Source organism: Bradyrhizobium sp. 25ACV (assembly GCF_054863005.1).
In genome coordinates this window covers 54,416-69,648 of the sequence record NZ_JAVAYO010000022.1, presented here as the reverse complement: position 1 = coordinate 69,648, position 15,233 = coordinate 54,416, and the positions used below count along the sequence as shown (strand labels likewise).

The window sequence follows — 15,233 nt, the reverse complement described above, 5'->3', positions numbered from 1 at the left end:
CGAAGCAGAGAACTCAACGCATAGGCAAGTTACTGATCAGCAATTTATGCACCTCGGCCGGCGTACATGATCGCCGGCGCGGGGAGCGCGTCTGTCGGACAGGAACGCTATTGTTCCTTGTCCTTGCCGGACATGATGTCGAAATAGGTCCGCCGCGACTTGTCCGGCCCGGCGCCATAGGAGTAGTTCGGAGACGGCGTCTGATAGCCCGGCGGCGGCTCGACCAGCGACTGGCGCGGCGGCTCCTCGGTGAATTTCTTTTCTTCGGTGGCGTTGCCGCCCTTCATCATATTCCACAGGCCGCCGGAGAAGCCGAGTTCGGCGGGGCTGAGTGACGGATTGCCGTTGGTGCCCGGCTGGATCGGGTCATTGCTTGTCCGGGGGGCTGCGGCGACCTGGCCGGCCTTCATCTCGGCGGGCGTCAGCTGTCGGGCGGCCTGCCAGTTTTCCGTTTCCTTGGTTGCCTTCTTGCGCGCGGCGATGGCTTCCTTGCGGCGCTTCTCCTCGGGGTCCTTGGGCCAGTTCGGAGCGGCCTTGGCCTGAGTCGCGGGCGGCGGCAGGTCGAGCTTGGGCGGCACCACCAGCGGCGAGCGCTCGCGGTATTCGATGCCGGGCTTTTCCATGCTCTTGGCGCCGATGCCGGACATCAGATTGTCGATGATCTTCTCTTCGAAGGTCATCCCGTCATCTTCCTCGTCGTCGTCACCGGCGCGGGCTGCGCCGGCCGACATGACGAGACCGATGCCGAGCGCGACAGCGGACAATTTCAACGCCTGCCAAAGCCCCGATCGGGGGTCTCGAACCATCGAAATGCTGGTCTTCGAGCTGCGCATTACTGTACCTGTTCCATATTGTGTCAGATCGCCGCTCGCGCGCGGCAAACCCTCGCAAAGGCCGGGTTCCACCTGCCGGTCCGTATCGGCCGGGATCAGGGCGCTTTTGCGGCGGGTACCCCCAGGAAGGAATCATACAATAGCGCCGCCACCCCAGCTACGATGGCCACGTCCGCGAGGTTAAACACATACCAATTATAGGTATTTCCGCCGATCTCGATGTGGAGTAGGGCGAAATCGACCACCGCGCCATAGGCCAGGCGGTCGAGGCCGTTGCCGATGGCGCCGCCGATGATCAGGCCCAGCGCGACCGTGGCCAGCCGGGTGTGCGAGCGGGCCATCCAGATCGCCAGCGCGACCACGGCGACGGCCTTGACCGCCATCAGCGCGAGCTGCGCGGCCTGGCTGTCGTTCTGCAGCCAGCCGAAGCTGATGCCGATGTTCCAGGCCAGCACCAGGTCGAAGAACGGCGTCACCTTCACCACGCCGCGACGGGCGAGGTCGAACCCGTTCAGCAGCCAGAGCTTTGAGGCCTGGTCGGCCACGAGCGTGACCAGGGCCGCGAGGATGCCGGCGCGGAGCGGGGTCATGGCCGGGGGATCAGACCGCCACCCCCAGCGCCTTCCACTCGCGCAGCGCCTTGGCGTCGCGCGGGGTGACGTCGGGGTATTCGGCGTCTTCGCCGACCGTCGGGGAGATCTTCCAGGAGCGGGCGCATTTGGTGCCGACCGCCTTCTCCACCACGACCGCGACACCGGGGACGGCATCGAGCCGGAACGCATCGGCGGGCGCCTCGCCTTCGCGCACCTCGTAATTCGAGGTGATGCAGATTTCGGCGAGGTCGACGTCGAACAGCGTCATCAGTATGTCCCGGTCGGCGACGTAGATCACCGGCGACGCCTCCAGCGACGAGCCGATGTTCTTGGCGGCGCGTTCGAGTTCGAGCGCGCCCGTGACGACACGGCGGACGTTGCGGATCGCGTCCCATTTCGCGGCGAGCTTGTCGTCGCGCAAGGCTTCGAGATCGGTCGGGAACTGGGTCAGATGCACCGAGAGTTCGGCCTCGGGCCGGTACATGCGCCAGCCTTCCTCCGCGGTAAAGCTGAGGATCGGCGCCAGCCATTTCAGGACCGAGGCGCACAACAGGTCGATCGTCGTCAGCGCCGCCTTGCGCGTCGGCGAGGACGGCGGATCGCAATACAGCGTATCCTTGCGGATGTCGAAATAGAACGCGGAGAGCTCGCTGTTCAGGAAAGCGGACAGGATCGCGACCACCGATTTGAAGTCGAACTCCCGATAGGCCTTGTCGACCGCAGCCGCGCGCACCGCGAGCTCGTGCAGCATCAGCCGCTCGAGCTCGGGCATCTCGGCAGGCGCCACTGCGTCGGCCGGCTTGTAATGATGCAACGTGCCGAGCATCCAGCGCACGGTGTTGCGCAGCTTGCGGTAGGTCTCGACGGTGTTCTTCAGGATCTCGGGGCCGATGCGCTGGTCGTCGGTGTAGTCGCAGGACGCGACCCAGAGCCTCAGAATGTCGGCGCCGGATTCCTTGATGACGGCCTGCGGCTCGATGGTGTTGCCGAGCGACTTCGACATCTTGCGGCCGTCCTCGGCCTGGGTGAAGCCGTGGGTCAGCACGATGTCGTAGGGCGCGCGGCCTCGCGTGCCGCAGCTCTCCAGCAGCGAGGAGTGGAACCAGCCGCGATGCTGGTCCGAGCCTTCGAGGTACATCACCGTGTCGGTGCCGCCGTCGACCTTGCGCTTGATGCCGGCGAGCCCGGGAAACTGCACGGGGTCTTCGAGCACGAAGGCGTGCGTCGAGCCGGAATCGAACCAGACGTCGAGAATGTCGTCGACCTTCTGCCAGTCTTCATTGGCACGCGCGCCCAGGAAGCGCCCGCGCGCGCCTTTCGCGTACCAGGCATCGGCGCCTTCCTGCTCGAAGGCATCGCCGATACGGGTGTTGACGGCCTCGTCCTGGAGGATCTCGGCGGAGCCGTCGCCCTTCTCGCGAACGAACACGGCGATCGGCACGCCCCAGGCGCGCTGGCGCGAGATCACCCAGTCGGGCCGCGCCTCGATCATGCCGTTGATACGGTTTTCGCCTGAAGGCGGCACCCATTGCGTGACCGAGATCGCGTGCAGCGCGCGGGCGCGCAGCGTGTCGCCGCTCTTGGTCCTGCCGCTCACCGCAACGTCCATAGCGCCGGGCTTGCTCGGCGCGTCCACAACAGGCTTGTCCATCGCGATGAACCATTGCGGCGTATTGCGGAAGATCACCGGCTTCTTGGAGCGCCATGAGTGCGGATATTGGTGCTTGAGCCGGCCGCGCGCGAGCAGCATGCCTCTTTCGACGAGCGCCTTGATCACGGCCTCGTTGGCGTCGCCCTTCTCGCCCTTGTCGTTGATGACGCGCTTGCCGACAAAGCCCGGCGCATGATCGGTGTAGGCGCCGTTCTCGTCGACGGTGTAGGGGATTGCCGTGGTGATGCCGCGCGCATCGAGATCGCGCGCCTGCGCCATCCAGGCATCGAAGTCCTCGCGGCCATGGCCGGGCGCGGTGTGCACGAAGCCGGTGCCGGTGTCGTCGGTGACGTGGTCGCCGGGTAGCAGCGGCACGATGAAGTCGTAGCCGCCGGCAAGGCCCTTCAGCGGATGGGCGCATTCGATCGCGTCCATGGTGTCGCCGGGGATATCGCGCACCTTCTCGAAGGCCGTCACGCGCGCCTGCTTGAAGACCTCTTCAGCGAGCGCGTCGGCGAGGATCAGGAGATCGCCCGTCTTGGCCCAATTGTCGGCGGGCGCATCCGTCACCTTGTACAGGCCGTAGGCGATCTTCGGCGAGAACGAGATGGCGCGGTTGCCGGGCAGGGTCCAGGGCGTGGTGGTCCAGATCACGACGCTTGCGGTAGCGAGCGCACCGTGCGCGGGCGAGGTCACCGGGAATTTCACCCACACCGTATCGGAGGTGTGGTCCTCGTACTCGACCTCGGCTTCGGCCAGCGCGGTCTTCTCGACCACGCTCCACATCACCGGCTTGGAGCCGCGATAGAGCGTGCCGTTGGCTGCGAACTTCATCAGCTCGCGCGCGATCTGGGCCTCGGCCGGATAGCTCATGGTGGCGTAGGGATGGTCCCAGTCGCCGATGACGCCGAGGCGCTTGAACTCCTCGCGTTGCACGCCGAGCCAATGCGTGGCGTAGGCACGGCACTCCTTGCGGAAGTCGATCATCGCGGCGCTGTCGCGGAAATCGGGCTTCTGCTTGCCCTTCTTGCGATAATGCTCCTCCTCGACCTTCCACTCGATCGGCAGGCCGTGGCAGTCCCAGCCGGGCACGTAGTTGGAATCGAAGCCGAGCATCTGTTGGCTCTTGGTGACGAGATCCTTGAGGATCTTGTTTAGCGCCGTGCCGATATGGATGTTGCCGTTGGCATAGGGCGGGCCGTCATGCAGCACGAACTTGGCGCGGCCCTTCGCGCTCTCGCGCAGCTTCTCGTAGAGGCCGATCTCGTACCAGCGCTTGAGGATCTCCGGCTCGCGCTGCGGCAGGCCGGCGCGCATCGGGAATTCGGTCTGCGGCAGGAACAGGGTCTTCGAATAGTCTTTGGCTTCAGACTTTTGGGACTTTTGCGGCTTTTCGGACATGAGGCTGACTGGCTCGGAAGGGCGCGGGAACGGATGGCGATGCGGAATCGCGGGGTGAAACGACAAAATCCCGGTCTTGCGCCGAGCCGAAGGCTCAGGCGGAAGCCGGGCCGCTAATCCCTATGATGCGCCGCGAAAACATGGGTTCTCCATAGCAGGGGGCCAAGGGAAGCGCAAAGGTTCGGGGAGGCTGGGGTCGGGGCTCAATCGATGGTGCCGAGCCGCGGAAACGCGTCCGGGGCGGCGGCCAGGATGGCGCGGGCACGGGCGGAATCGTCGTCCATCTGCCGGATCAGAGCCTCCAAGCTGTCGAATTTCAGCTCCTCGCGGATGAAGCCGACGAAGGCACAGTCCAGAGCCTGCCCGTAGAGGTCGCCCTTGAAGTCGAACAGGAAGATCTCGAGGAGGGGAGCGCCGTTATCAAAGGTCGGGCGGCGGCCGAAGCTCGCCACCCCATCCTGCCGCTCAGGCCCGCGGCCGACCCGCACCGCATAGATGCCGTGCTTCAGGCCGCAATTGGCGTCCAGGCGGATGTTGGCGGTGGGGTAGCCGAGATCGCGGCCGCGCTTCTCGCCGTGGATGACCTCGCCGGTGACGAACCAGGGTGCGCTCAGCATGGTAGTGGCCTCGTCCAGCTGGCCTTCGGCGAGTGCGATCCGGATCGCGCTGGAGGACACCGGCCGCTCGTCGATATCGACATGGGGCTGCACGTCGACCTCGATGCCGAGCCGGGGCGCTTCGTTGACCAGAAGGCTCGGCGAGCCGACGCGTCCTTTGCCGAAATGGAAGTCATAGCCGACCGCGATCCCGCTGACGCCGAGCCGTCCGATCAGGTCATGGTGAATGAAGTCTTGAGCGCTGGTTCCGGCACGGGCTTTGTCGAAGGTCATGACCACGGCGCCGGCAAGCCCGGTGCCGGCCAGAAGCCGCAACTTGGCTCGCTCGTCCGTCAGGCGGAATTGAGGGGTGTTGGGGCTGAAAAACCGCCGCGGATGCGGCTCGAAGGTCAATGCCAGCGCAGGGCGGCCCTGCGCCCGGCCCATTTCCAGGGCTGCGGCGATCACGGCGCGGTGGCCGAGATGAACCCCGTCGAAATTGCCCATGGCGACCACGGCACCCCTTGGAATCGCGGAGTCCGGCGTGGTGTCGCGGATAATGGTAAAATGCGGAGCCATCAGGGGAATTCTCAAACCGGCAGGACCGGCCGGGACCGTGGCGCGACCGGCCGGATGAAGTCAAGCGGGAGGGGGCGGCCGCAGCGAACGCGATTTCAGTCCTTGGGGGGCGTCCCCAATTAACGCGCTGTTTAACGCCTTGGTGCTAGTCCTTGAGCGTGGAACTGCCGGGCTCCGGCTTGGGCAGGTCCGATCGTAATATTCCTGCGTTTGTGTTGGGGGAGTCGAGATGGCGGTTGATTTGTCGATGCCGGTTCTGGTGGTGGATGACTACAGCACCATGATCCGTATCATCAGGAATCTGCTGAAGCAGCTTGGCTTCGAGAACATCGATGATGCCAGCGACGGTTCGGCAGCGCTGAACAAGATGCGCGGCAAGAAGTACGGGCTCGTGATCTCCGACTGGAACATGGAGCCGATGACGGGTTACGACCTGCTGCGTGAAGTGCGCGCGGATCCGAACCTCGCCACCACGCCCTTCATCATGATCACCGCGGAATCCAAGACCGAGAACGTGATCGCAGCCAAGAAGGCCGGCGTGAACAACTACATCGTCAAGCCGTTCAACGCGGCGACGCTGAAGACCAAGATCGAGGCGGTCTTCCCGGACATGGCGAGCGCGTAAGCGTCGCCAGAGTTTTCGGCTGAATTCGCAAGGCCCGGGCTTGTCCCGGGCTTTCTGCGTTTTTTCTGTCATTCCGGGTTCGGTGCTAACGCACCGCCCCGGAATGACGATCGCTACCACTTCAATTCGCGCATCAGCGCCTTCGGCGGGTGGCCGAACAATTCCATCACCGATGCCGGGTCGAGCTGGTCGAGCCCCTCGAACTCCTCGGCATGGATGCCGCGGGTGACGAACAGACAGTCGATGCCGAATTCGCGCGCGCCGGTTAAGTCGGTGCGGACGGAATCGCCGATCGCCAGCACTTTCTTCCGGTCGATCGGATGGCCCTGGCGTTCGCCGGCGAGTGCCATCGCGCGCTCGTAGATCGGCCGGTGCGGCTTGCCGTAGAAGATCACCTCGCCGCCGAGCTCGCGATAGAGCTCCGCGATGGCGCCGGCGCAATAGATCAGCCGGTCGCCGCGTTCGACCACGATGTCGGGGTTGGCGCAGACCAGCGTCAGCTTGCGCTCGCGCGCCTTCAGCATCATGCCGCGATAGTCTTCCGCCGTTTCGGTCTCATCGTCATAGAGGCCGGTGCAGACGATGTAGTCGGCTTCCTCCAGCGGCGCGGTTTTCGCGTCGAGCCCGCGATAGATCGAGTTGTCGCGCTCGGGGCCCAGCCAGAACATCTTGCGGCCGGGATGCTCGGCGACATAGAGCCGGGTCAGGTCGCCGGACGAAACGATCGCGTCATAGGTCTCGTCGGCGACGCCGAGCTTGCGCAATTGCCGCTGCACGCTATCGGCCGGGCGCGGTGCGTTGGTGATCAGGATCACCGTACCGCCGCGACTGCGATAAGTGTGCAACGCCTCGCAGGCTTCGGGGAAGGATTCGAGGCCGTTATGGACCACGCCCCAGATGTCGCTGAGCACGACATCGACACCGCCCACGAGCTCGCGCAGGCTTTCGGCGAAATGCAGTGTGGTCATGATGCGCAGCGCCGATCAAATGCGGCGCGCCAGCGCCGCGTTGCCGGTGATGCGTTGTGCCGGAGGAGCGGCTGACGTCGCGCCAGATGTCGCGCCTTGGCTGGGGGGAACGGAGCCATTGGATCCCTGAATGTCCTGCGCCTGGTTCGGCGAGGCCCCGCCGGTAGCAGATGCCCCCTCAGGCCGCAATGGCCGGGGCGGCGCGAACAGGAACCCCTGGCCGAACCGCACGTCATAGTCGAGCAGGTCCACGACCGCGCGCTCGCCTTCGATCCGCTCCGCGATCAGGTCGATGCCGAAGCGGCCGAGCAGGTCGGAGAGGTCCGAGGGATGGATGTCCGAGGTGGAGGCCTGCCTGGGGTCGAGCAGCAGGGTGGCCGGCACCTTGATGAAGCGCACCCCGCGGTCGGCCAGCTCGCGCGGCTCGATGCGCAAATCGGTGACATGGTCGATCGAGAAACGGAAGCCGCGCTGGGCGAGCGCCGCGAGATTCTCGGTCTCGGCCGGGCCGAGACTGCGGAACGTCGATTGCTTGAACTCCAGCACCAGCGAGGGCGCCAGCGCCCGGTTGGCTTCGAGGAAGTCGAGGCATTGCGCGAAGGTGGTGGAATTACCGAGCGTGGAGGCCGCGACGTTGCAGAACACGCCGACGTCCTTGTTGCGCACCATCAGGCGCCGCAGCACCTGCACACAGCGCAGCATCACCATGTTGTCGATGCGCCCGATCAGGCCGGACGCTTCCGCGATGCTGATGAACTCCTCGGCGGCGATCAGCTGGTCGCGCTCGTCACGCAGGCGCGTCACCGCCTCGTAGAACCGCACCTTGCGTTGCGGCAGCGTCACCATCGGCTGGAGGAAGATGTCGATGCGGTTTTCGTCGATCGCGTTGCGCAGCGTCGCCAGCAGCTGGGTCTGGTTGCGGCCGTTGACCGCCGGAACCGGATTGGCGGCCTGGGTCTGGACCGCCGGTGCCGGTCGTGACGGCGGTGTGGGCAGCGGGGGAGGGGCCGCCGGCCGCTCCTCGAATGGTGCAATCAGGTCGATCGGCGCCTCCGGCTCCAGCCTGGCGATCGGAGCGGGAACGGCAGCCGGCGCTGGCGCATTGCCGGCCAACAGATCCTCATGGGTCGATACGGTGCTGGCGAGTTGTCTGACCAATCCGCCGAGCTCGCTGATCTCGCCGACCACCGACTGGATGCGGTCGGAGTTGGTCGAATTGGACGAGGCGATGCGTCCCTCGATCGCAGCTAACCGGCGGCCGAATTCGGCCACCTGGCGGGCGAGGTCGGCGGTGCCGCGCGACAGGTCGGCGATCTGGCCGCCGACGTCGCTGCGGTCGCGCAGCCGCATCGAGACCGCGTTGTAGAGGATCAGGAAGGTCAGCGCAGTCAGCGCCACGATCGCGGATTCGGTTCCGCTGATGCCGGCGACTGCGTAGAGCACGAGCCCGAGCGAGGCCGCGACCAGTACCATGCAGATGGCGATGAAGATCGTCGAAATGCGAATCATGCCGCGCGTTAAGCCTCAAAGAGCTGACTGCCTCACCCGGGAAAACACGGGCCGCTGTACGATCCCGTCACGCCTCGTGCTCCCCCAAGCCGCATGAGCTTAACATCATTGTTGATTCGAGGGGATAGCAGCCCGTTCTCGGGCGAGGTCAGGCTGGCGCGGCGGCTCCGACCGTGTCGGCCGAGACGGCGTCGCGGGTGCCGAGCGGCTTGGGCGGCCCTTCGGTCGTGTCCTTCAGCGTCTGCCGTTCGATCTCCGAATTCAGCTCGGCGCCGAACATGATGACGATCGCCGACATCCACATCCAGGTCATCAAACCGATGGCGGCGCCGAGCGAGCCGTAGGTCGCGTTGTAGTTGGCAAATTCCGAGAGGTACCAGGAGAGCAGCGCCGAGCCGGCGATCCAGAGAATGGCGGCAATCACCGCGCCGAGGCTGAGCCATTGCCAGCGCGGCGCATCGCGGCTGGGCGCGAAGCGGTAGAGGATCGCAAGCGCCACCAGCAGGACGAGGAACATGAGCGGCCATCGTGCCAGCGCCACGATCAGCTTGCTTTCGGGCGCCATGCCGAGATGATTGAGCGCCAGCGGGAAGGCAACGACAAGCCCCACCATCACCAGCAGCGCCACGATGCCGCCGACCGTGAAGGCCAGAGACACCATATTAAGCCTGATGAAGCTGCGCTTCTCGCGCTCCTCATAAGCGACGTTGAGTGCATCGAAGATCGCCTTGACGCCCGCATTGGCGCTCCAGATCGCCAGCACAAGGCCGAACAGGAACGTCGCACCGAGCGTGGTACTGCCATGCGAGACCACGCGCGCCACCTGATCCTCGACGATCTGGAACGAGCCCTCAGGGAGCATCGTCGCGAGCGTCTGCAGATTGGCGCTGATCGTCTTGGGATCGGCGAACAGGCCGTAGGAGGAAACCAGCGCCGTGACCGCCGGAAAGATCGCGAGCAGCCCGAAGAACACGACCCCGCCCGCTGTCGCCAGAAGGCGATCCTCGTCGATGCGCTGATAGGTCCGCCAGAAGATATCCTTCCAGCCCTTCCAGGGGATCTCAAACGGGCTCTTGGCGCGGCGGCCATGGCCGGGCTGCACGGCCGCGCGCGCGGGGTGCGTCTCCGGAGAATTCGCCTCGCCTCTGCGGTGGTCCCGTGGAGGGCCCGACCCGGCCACGCCGGAGTCCTGGAAGTAGCGCTCTGCGGTCAGCACGAACACGGCCGTGGCGGCCACCAGCAGCCAGGAGTCGAGCTGTTCGGAGCGCCGCACCAGCATTCAAGCGTCCAATCTTTGACCGTGACGTCTGCGCCGCGCCGCCGTGAACCCCGCCAGCCCAATCGCCGCGAGCATCAGGCCAAGCTGCACGGGCCGGTTGGTGCGAACGGGTGAGGCCCTTCTGCCATGGCCGCGCTCGCCCGGCGCGAGCGGCACCAAGGGAATCGTCGTCGCGACCTCCTTCACCGCCTGCTTGACCGTTCCGCGCGGGATCCGCGGCGAGGCGATCGCAACGCGCATCCGGCTGGCGAGCGGTACGATCTGCTTGGTCGGCCGCTTCATCATCGTTATGGCGACGCCGGCGCAGACCGCGGCGAGCACCAGCAGCACGGCGGCGGCGGCACCAAAGCCCCAGAATTGTCCGTAGGTGATTGCAACCCAGCGGTAGAGGGCGATCAGGCCGACGAAGAAGGTCGCGATCACGAACAGCCCGGCCACTGCGAACAGACCGGCCGCGACCGCGTAGGATGTCGCGCGTCCGGTGGCTTGGCTGGTGCGGTCACGCAAATAGGATTGCGCGGCGCGCTTGAGGTGGTTGAGCTTCAGCGCCATGCCGGCGCGCAGCAATTCGCCCGATGGCGCGAGCATGCGGACATCCTCCGAGAGCGAGAAAATTCGTTCGGGGGATGAACGTGGCGCTATTTGAGTTGTTCCGACGGAGCTCCGTCCGCCGTGTCGAATCAGCCGAGATCGGCGGCCGCGATCCAGAACACTTCGCCCTCGGAGTCCTCGGTGTCGAGCCAGAGCAGCGGCAGTTCCGGGAAGGCCTCGTCGACCAATTCCCGGCCGCGGCCGATCTCGCAGATCAGTCCGCCGTCCGGGGTGAGGTGATCGGGCGCCTCAGCCAGGATGCGGCGGACCACGTCGAGGCCGTCGGCACCGCCGTCGAAGGCGAGCTTGGGTTCGGCGCGGCATTCAGGCGGCAGTGCGGCCATGCCTTCTGCGTCGACATAGGGCGGGTTGGTGATGATCAGGTCGTAACGCGCATCGTCGAGCGGGGCGAACAGATCGCCGCGATACAGGCTGATCCGGTCCTCGAGCCCATATTCGCCGACATTTCGCGTGGCGACCTCGAACGCGCCCTTGGAGATGTCGACGGCATCGACGGCGGCGTTCGGGAAATGATGCGCGGCGAGGATGGCGAGGCATCCTGATCCCGTGCAGAGATCGAGCACGCGCTCGACGCCCGTAGGGTCGTCGATCAGCGATCCGGCCTCGCCGTCGCCGCCGAAATGCGACTCCAGCAGCTCGCCGATGAAGGAGCGCGGAACGATGACGCGCTCGTCGACATAGAAGGGCAGGCCACGCATGTAGATCTTGTTGACGAGATAGGCGGCCGGTTTGCGCGTGGTGACGCGTTGATGGATCAGATCGAGGACGGTCTTGCCCTCGGCGGCCGTGACGCGCGCGTTGGCAAAGCTTTCGAGCTGTTCGGGATGCAGATGCAGCGCCTCGCAGACCAGGAAGGCGGCTTCGGCGACCGGATCGGTCGTGCCATGAGCAAAGGCGAGTTTTGCTTCAACGAAGCGGCTCACCGCGTAGCGGACGTAGTCGAGCAGCGTGAGGAGCTCGCCGCGTCCGACTGTCGCGAGCTTCGGCGCGGCGCGGCCGCGCGCGGTCTTTTTGGATGCTCTTGCCATCAGGATTTGGTCCAGCGTGCGGCGGCCTCGTCGTCACGGGCGTGGGCCTCGACCCAGCCGGTGCCGGTGGCGCTCTCTTCCTTCTTCCAGAACGGGGCGCTGGTCTTGAGGTAGTCCATCAGGAACTCGGCGGCATGGAATGCGGCCTGGCGGTGCTGCGAGGCGGTCAGCACCAGCACGATGTTTTGGCCCGGCATGAAGCGGCCGACGCGATGGATCACGGTGACGCCGTTCAGCGGCCAGCGCGAGGTCGCCTCGTCGGCATGGCGCCTGATCTCTTCCTCGGCCATGCCAGGATAGTGCTCGAGCGTGAGCGCGGCGACCTTGGCGCTGTCATCGTCCGCGCGGCAGATGCCGGAGAAGCTCACGACCGCGCCGATGTCGGTCCGGCTCTTGGTCAGGACCGCGATCTCGCGCGCGATGTCGAAATCGTCTTCTTGAATACGGATGGTGACGGGGCAGCTGGCGACAGGGGACGTCATGGCCTAGCCGCCGGTCATTGGCGGGAAGAACGCGATCTCGCGGGCGCCCGCGATCGCGGCATCCGATTTGACATGAGCGTGGTCGATCGCGGTGCGGATCACCTTCGGCTTCTCAAACGCGTAGGCATAGGCCTCGCTTTGGCCGGACAGCCAGGCGATCAACTCTTCGACGGTGCGCACGGTCGCCGGCGGCTCGATGGTCTCCTCCGCCTTGCCGACGCGCTCGCGCACCCAGGCGAAATACTTCACCTTCATCCCTCGTCCTCCTTGATGAGGTGATGGATGCCGGCGCGGAAATAATCGTAGCCCGTATAGATGGTCACGATCGCCGAGGCCCACAGCAGCGCGAGGCCAATCATCGAGACGACGGGCACCACTTCGTCGCCGGCAGGTCCCGCGAGCAGGAAGCCGATGGCAACGAGCTGGACCGTGGTCTTCCACTTCGCAAGCTTGGTCACGGGCACGCTGACCCTGAGCGCGGCGAGGTATTCGCGCAGGCCCGAGACCAGGATCTCGCGGCACAGGATGACGATGGCGGCCCACAACGACCAGCCATGGATGATGCCGTCGGCGGCCAGCATCAGCAGGCACGAGGCGACCAGCAGCTTGTCGGCGATCGGGTCGAGCATCCGGCCGAATGCCGATTGCTGATTCCAGATCCGCGCGTAATAGCCGTCGAGGTAATCGGTGACCGCGGCCGCGATGAAGAGGGCGACCGCCACCCAGCGCAGCCAGAGCGGCTGATCCAGAATCGACTGCGCATAGATGCATCCGACGACGACCGGGATCGCGGCGATCCGGCCATAGGTCAGGATGTTGGGGAGGGACATCGCGCGGCTGGTCGTCCCTCGTGTGGTGGCGATGTTCATCCGTCCTACCAATACCGCTGCTGCCTGAACGTCAACCGCCCCGCACCCCAAATGAGGTGCGGACACGACGATCATATGACTGCGGTCCCCCTTTAATTCATCCCGGCTGGGGATGGAAATACTCGAAAATCCTGCGCGCACTCTCGGCGCTGACCCCCGGAACCTTGCCGAGATCGGCGATCGAGGCCCGTTCGATCTCCTTCAGGGTTCCGAAATGATGCAGCAAGGCACGTTTGCGTGACGGGCCGATGCCCGGAATCTCCTGCAAACCGGCCTCGCGGATGTCCTTCTTGCGCAGCTTGCGGTGCGAGCCGATGACGAAGCGGTGGGCCTCGTCGCGCAGCCGCTGGATGAAGTAGAGCACGGGATCGCGCGGCTCCAGCTTGATCGCCTCACGCTCCGGCATGAACAGGGTCTCGCGGCCGGCATCCCGGTCCGGTCCCTTGGCGACCGACATCAGCGACACCTGGGTCAGGCCGAGATTTGCAAAGATCTCGCGCACGGCGTTGAGCTGGCCGCGGCCGCCGTCGATGATGACGAGGTCGGGCCATTGCGGGAAATCGTCGTCCTTGGCTTTGGCCGCCCCTTCCTCGGGCGGATTGATCAGGCGCTTGAAGCGCCGCTCCAGCACCTCGCGCATCATGGCGAAGTCGTCGCCCGGCGTGATCCCTTCCGACTTGATGTTGAACTTGCGGTACTGGTTCTTCACGAAACCGTCGGGGCCGGCGACGATCATGGCGCCGACTGCATTGGTGCCCTGGATGTGGCTGTTGTCGTAGACCTCGATGCGCTTGGGCGAATACGGCAGGCTCAGCGTCGTGGCGATGGCGTCGAGCAGGCGGCTTTGCGTGGCGGTGTCCGCGAGCTTGCGGCCGAGGGCTTCGCGCGCATTGGTCAGCGCGTGAGCGACGAGTTCCTTCTTCTCGCCGCGCTTGGGCGTGGTGACCTCGACCTTGTGGCCAGCCTTGATCGACAGCGCATTGGCGAGCAGCTCGCTTTCCTCGATCTCGTGCGAGAGCAGGATGTTCCTCGGTGGCGGCTTGTCGTCGTAGAACTGGGCGAGGAAGGAGCCGAGCACCTCTTCCGGGGTGTACGTCTTCTCCGCGCGCGGAAAATAGGCCCGGTTGCCCCAGTTCTGACCGGTGCGGAAGAAGAACACCTCGACGCAGGAGAAGCCGCCCTCCTGATGGATGGCGAACACGTCGGCTTCCTCGACCGTGCGCGGATTGATGCCCTGCTGCGACTGGATCGCCGACAAAGCGGCGAGGCGGTCGCGGTAGAGCGCGGCGCGCTCGAACTCGAGCTCACCGGACGCCTTTTCCATCTCGCCCGCAAGTTCCTGCTTCACCGCATGGCTCTTGCCGGACAGGAAGTCGCTCGCCTCGCGCACCAGGGTCGTATAGCCGGGAAAGTCGATCTCGCGGGTGCAGGGGCCGGCGCAGCGGCGGATCTGGTAGAGCAGGCAGGGCCGGCTGCGGCTCTCGAAGAAGGAATCGGTGCAGGAGCGGATCAGGAAGGCGCGCTGCAGCGCCGTGATGGTGCGGTTGACGGCTCCGGCGGAGGCGAACGGACCGAAATAGCGCCCGGGCCGGCTCTGCGCGCCACGATGTTTCAGGATCTGCGGCGCCCAATGGTCGCCGGTGATCAGGATGTAGGGAAACGATTTGTCGTCGCGCAGCTGCACGTTGAAGCGCGGCCGCAGCTGCTTGATGAGGTTGGCTTCCAGCAGCAACGCCTCGGTCTCGGTGTTGGTCGAGACGATCTCCACGGTCACCGTGGCCGCGATCATGCGCAGGATGCGGGCCGGCTGCGGCGCATTCTGGCGCGCATAGTTGGAGAGGCGCTTTTTGACGTTCTTGGCCTTGCCGACATAGAGCACGTCGGCATTCGCATTGAGCATGCGATAGACGCCGGGCGAGGTCGGGGCGAGGCGGACCGCGCGCTCGATCGCCTCATGGCCGGTCGCCAGCGGGCCTTCGCCGACCGCGCCGCTCTCTTCCAGGATATCGGGCAGCCGGGCATCGTCCTCGTCATCGCCGCCGCTGGTGGCGGGATCGAGATCCGGGGGCGTCTCGGCTGGGACGTCCGGCGCGGTGCCACGCACGGGTTTGCGCGCGCGATCGTCCGGATTGTCGGTGGAATCGTGAACCATGGAGCGAATTTAGGCGCTGGGGGTGCCGATTTGAAGTTCCGGCCGTGCGGCACGCA

General features: G+C 65.6%; 14 protein-coding genes. 1 reads left to right on the top strand and 13 read right to left on the bottom strand.

Translation table 11 applies throughout. The features are described from left to right. Positions 1 to 107: 107 nt before the first annotated feature. From RAD04_RS34950 to RAD04_RS34935, 4 genes are all read right to left on the bottom strand, one after another. Positions 108 to 833, bottom strand: a complete 726-nt coding sequence (locus RAD04_RS34950) for a hypothetical protein (RefSeq protein WP_095424807.1) — start codon at positions 831 to 833, stop codon at positions 108 to 110. Between the two features lie 95 nt (positions 834 to 928). Further along, positions 929 to 1,423, bottom strand: a complete 495-nt coding sequence (gene lspA / locus RAD04_RS34945; RefSeq protein ID WP_461627407.1) for a signal peptidase II — start codon at positions 1,421 to 1,423, stop codon at positions 929 to 931. A 10-nt stretch (positions 1,424 to 1,433) separates the two neighbouring features. Then, positions 1,434 to 4,478: an isoleucine--tRNA ligase gene (gene ileS, locus RAD04_RS34940; protein ID WP_461627406.1), complete on the bottom strand. Its 3,045-nt coding sequence runs from the start codon at positions 4,476 to 4,478 to the stop codon at positions 1,434 to 1,436. A gap of 203 nt (positions 4,479 to 4,681) precedes the next feature. Then, positions 4,682 to 5,653, bottom strand: a complete 972-nt coding sequence (locus RAD04_RS34935; protein ID WP_461627405.1) for a bifunctional riboflavin kinase/FAD synthetase — start codon at positions 5,651 to 5,653, stop codon at positions 4,682 to 4,684. A gap of 229 nt (positions 5,654 to 5,882) precedes the next feature. On the opposite strand from RAD04_RS34935, the gene RAD04_RS34930 reads away from it, so the two are divergent. Beyond that, positions 5,883 to 6,278 (top strand): response regulator, encoded by a 396-nt coding sequence (locus RAD04_RS34930; RefSeq protein WP_008567674.1) that lies wholly within the window; start codon positions 5,883 to 5,885, stop codon positions 6,276 to 6,278. A gap of 113 nt (positions 6,279 to 6,391) precedes the next feature. Here the strand turns inward: RAD04_RS34930 and RAD04_RS34925 are convergent, their stop codons facing one another. The 9 genes from RAD04_RS34925 to uvrC form a co-directional block, all read right to left on the bottom strand. Next, positions 6,392 to 7,246 (bottom strand): TIGR01459 family HAD-type hydrolase, encoded by an 855-nt coding sequence (locus RAD04_RS34925; RefSeq protein ID WP_028140142.1) that lies wholly within the window; start codon positions 7,244 to 7,246, stop codon positions 6,392 to 6,394. Positions 7,247 to 7,261: 15 nt separating this feature from the next. Then, on the bottom strand, positions 7,262 to 8,755 hold the full coding sequence (locus RAD04_RS34920) for an EAL domain-containing protein (RefSeq protein WP_461627404.1): 1,494 nt from the start codon (positions 8,753 to 8,755) through the stop codon (positions 7,262 to 7,264). A gap of 148 nt (positions 8,756 to 8,903) precedes the next feature. Further along, the gene (locus RAD04_RS34915; RefSeq protein WP_461627403.1) at positions 8,904 to 10,034 is read right to left on the bottom strand and encodes a YihY/virulence factor BrkB family protein; all 1,131 of its coding nucleotides are present in this window, start codon (positions 10,032 to 10,034) and stop codon (positions 8,904 to 8,906) included. Beyond that, positions 10,035 to 10,622: a phage holin family protein gene (locus RAD04_RS34910; protein WP_461627402.1), complete on the bottom strand. Its 588-nt coding sequence runs from the start codon at positions 10,620 to 10,622 to the stop codon at positions 10,035 to 10,037. Positions 10,623 to 10,714: 92 nt separating this feature from the next. Then, a complete protein-coding gene (gene prmB, locus RAD04_RS34905) occupies positions 10,715 to 11,674 on the bottom strand; it encodes a 50S ribosomal protein L3 N(5)-glutamine methyltransferase (protein ID WP_461627401.1) in 960 nt (319 codons plus the stop codon). Continuing rightward, a complete protein-coding gene (locus tag RAD04_RS34900; RefSeq protein ID WP_461627400.1) occupies positions 11,674 to 12,156 on the bottom strand; it encodes a molybdenum cofactor biosynthesis protein MoaE in 483 nt (160 codons plus the stop codon). Before RAD04_RS34900 ends, prmB begins: the two co-directional genes overlap by 1 nt. A 3-nt stretch (positions 12,157 to 12,159) precedes the next feature. Next, on the bottom strand, positions 12,160 to 12,411 hold the full coding sequence (gene moaD / locus RAD04_RS34895; RefSeq protein WP_018318355.1) for a molybdopterin converting factor subunit 1: 252 nt from the start codon (positions 12,409 to 12,411) through the stop codon (positions 12,160 to 12,162). Then, entirely contained in the window at positions 12,408 to 13,025 is a 618-nt protein-coding gene (gene pgsA, locus RAD04_RS34890) for a CDP-diacylglycerol--glycerol-3-phosphate 3-phosphatidyltransferase (protein WP_018318354.1), read from the bottom strand. The genes moaD and pgsA overlap by 4 nt, the downstream gene beginning before the upstream one ends. Before the next feature lie 97 nt (positions 13,026 to 13,122). After that, positions 13,123 to 15,177 (bottom strand): excinuclease ABC subunit UvrC, encoded by a 2,055-nt coding sequence (gene uvrC / locus RAD04_RS34885; RefSeq protein ID WP_461627399.1) that lies wholly within the window; start codon positions 15,175 to 15,177, stop codon positions 13,123 to 13,125. Between the last annotated feature and the right edge of the window lie 56 nt (positions 15,178 to 15,233).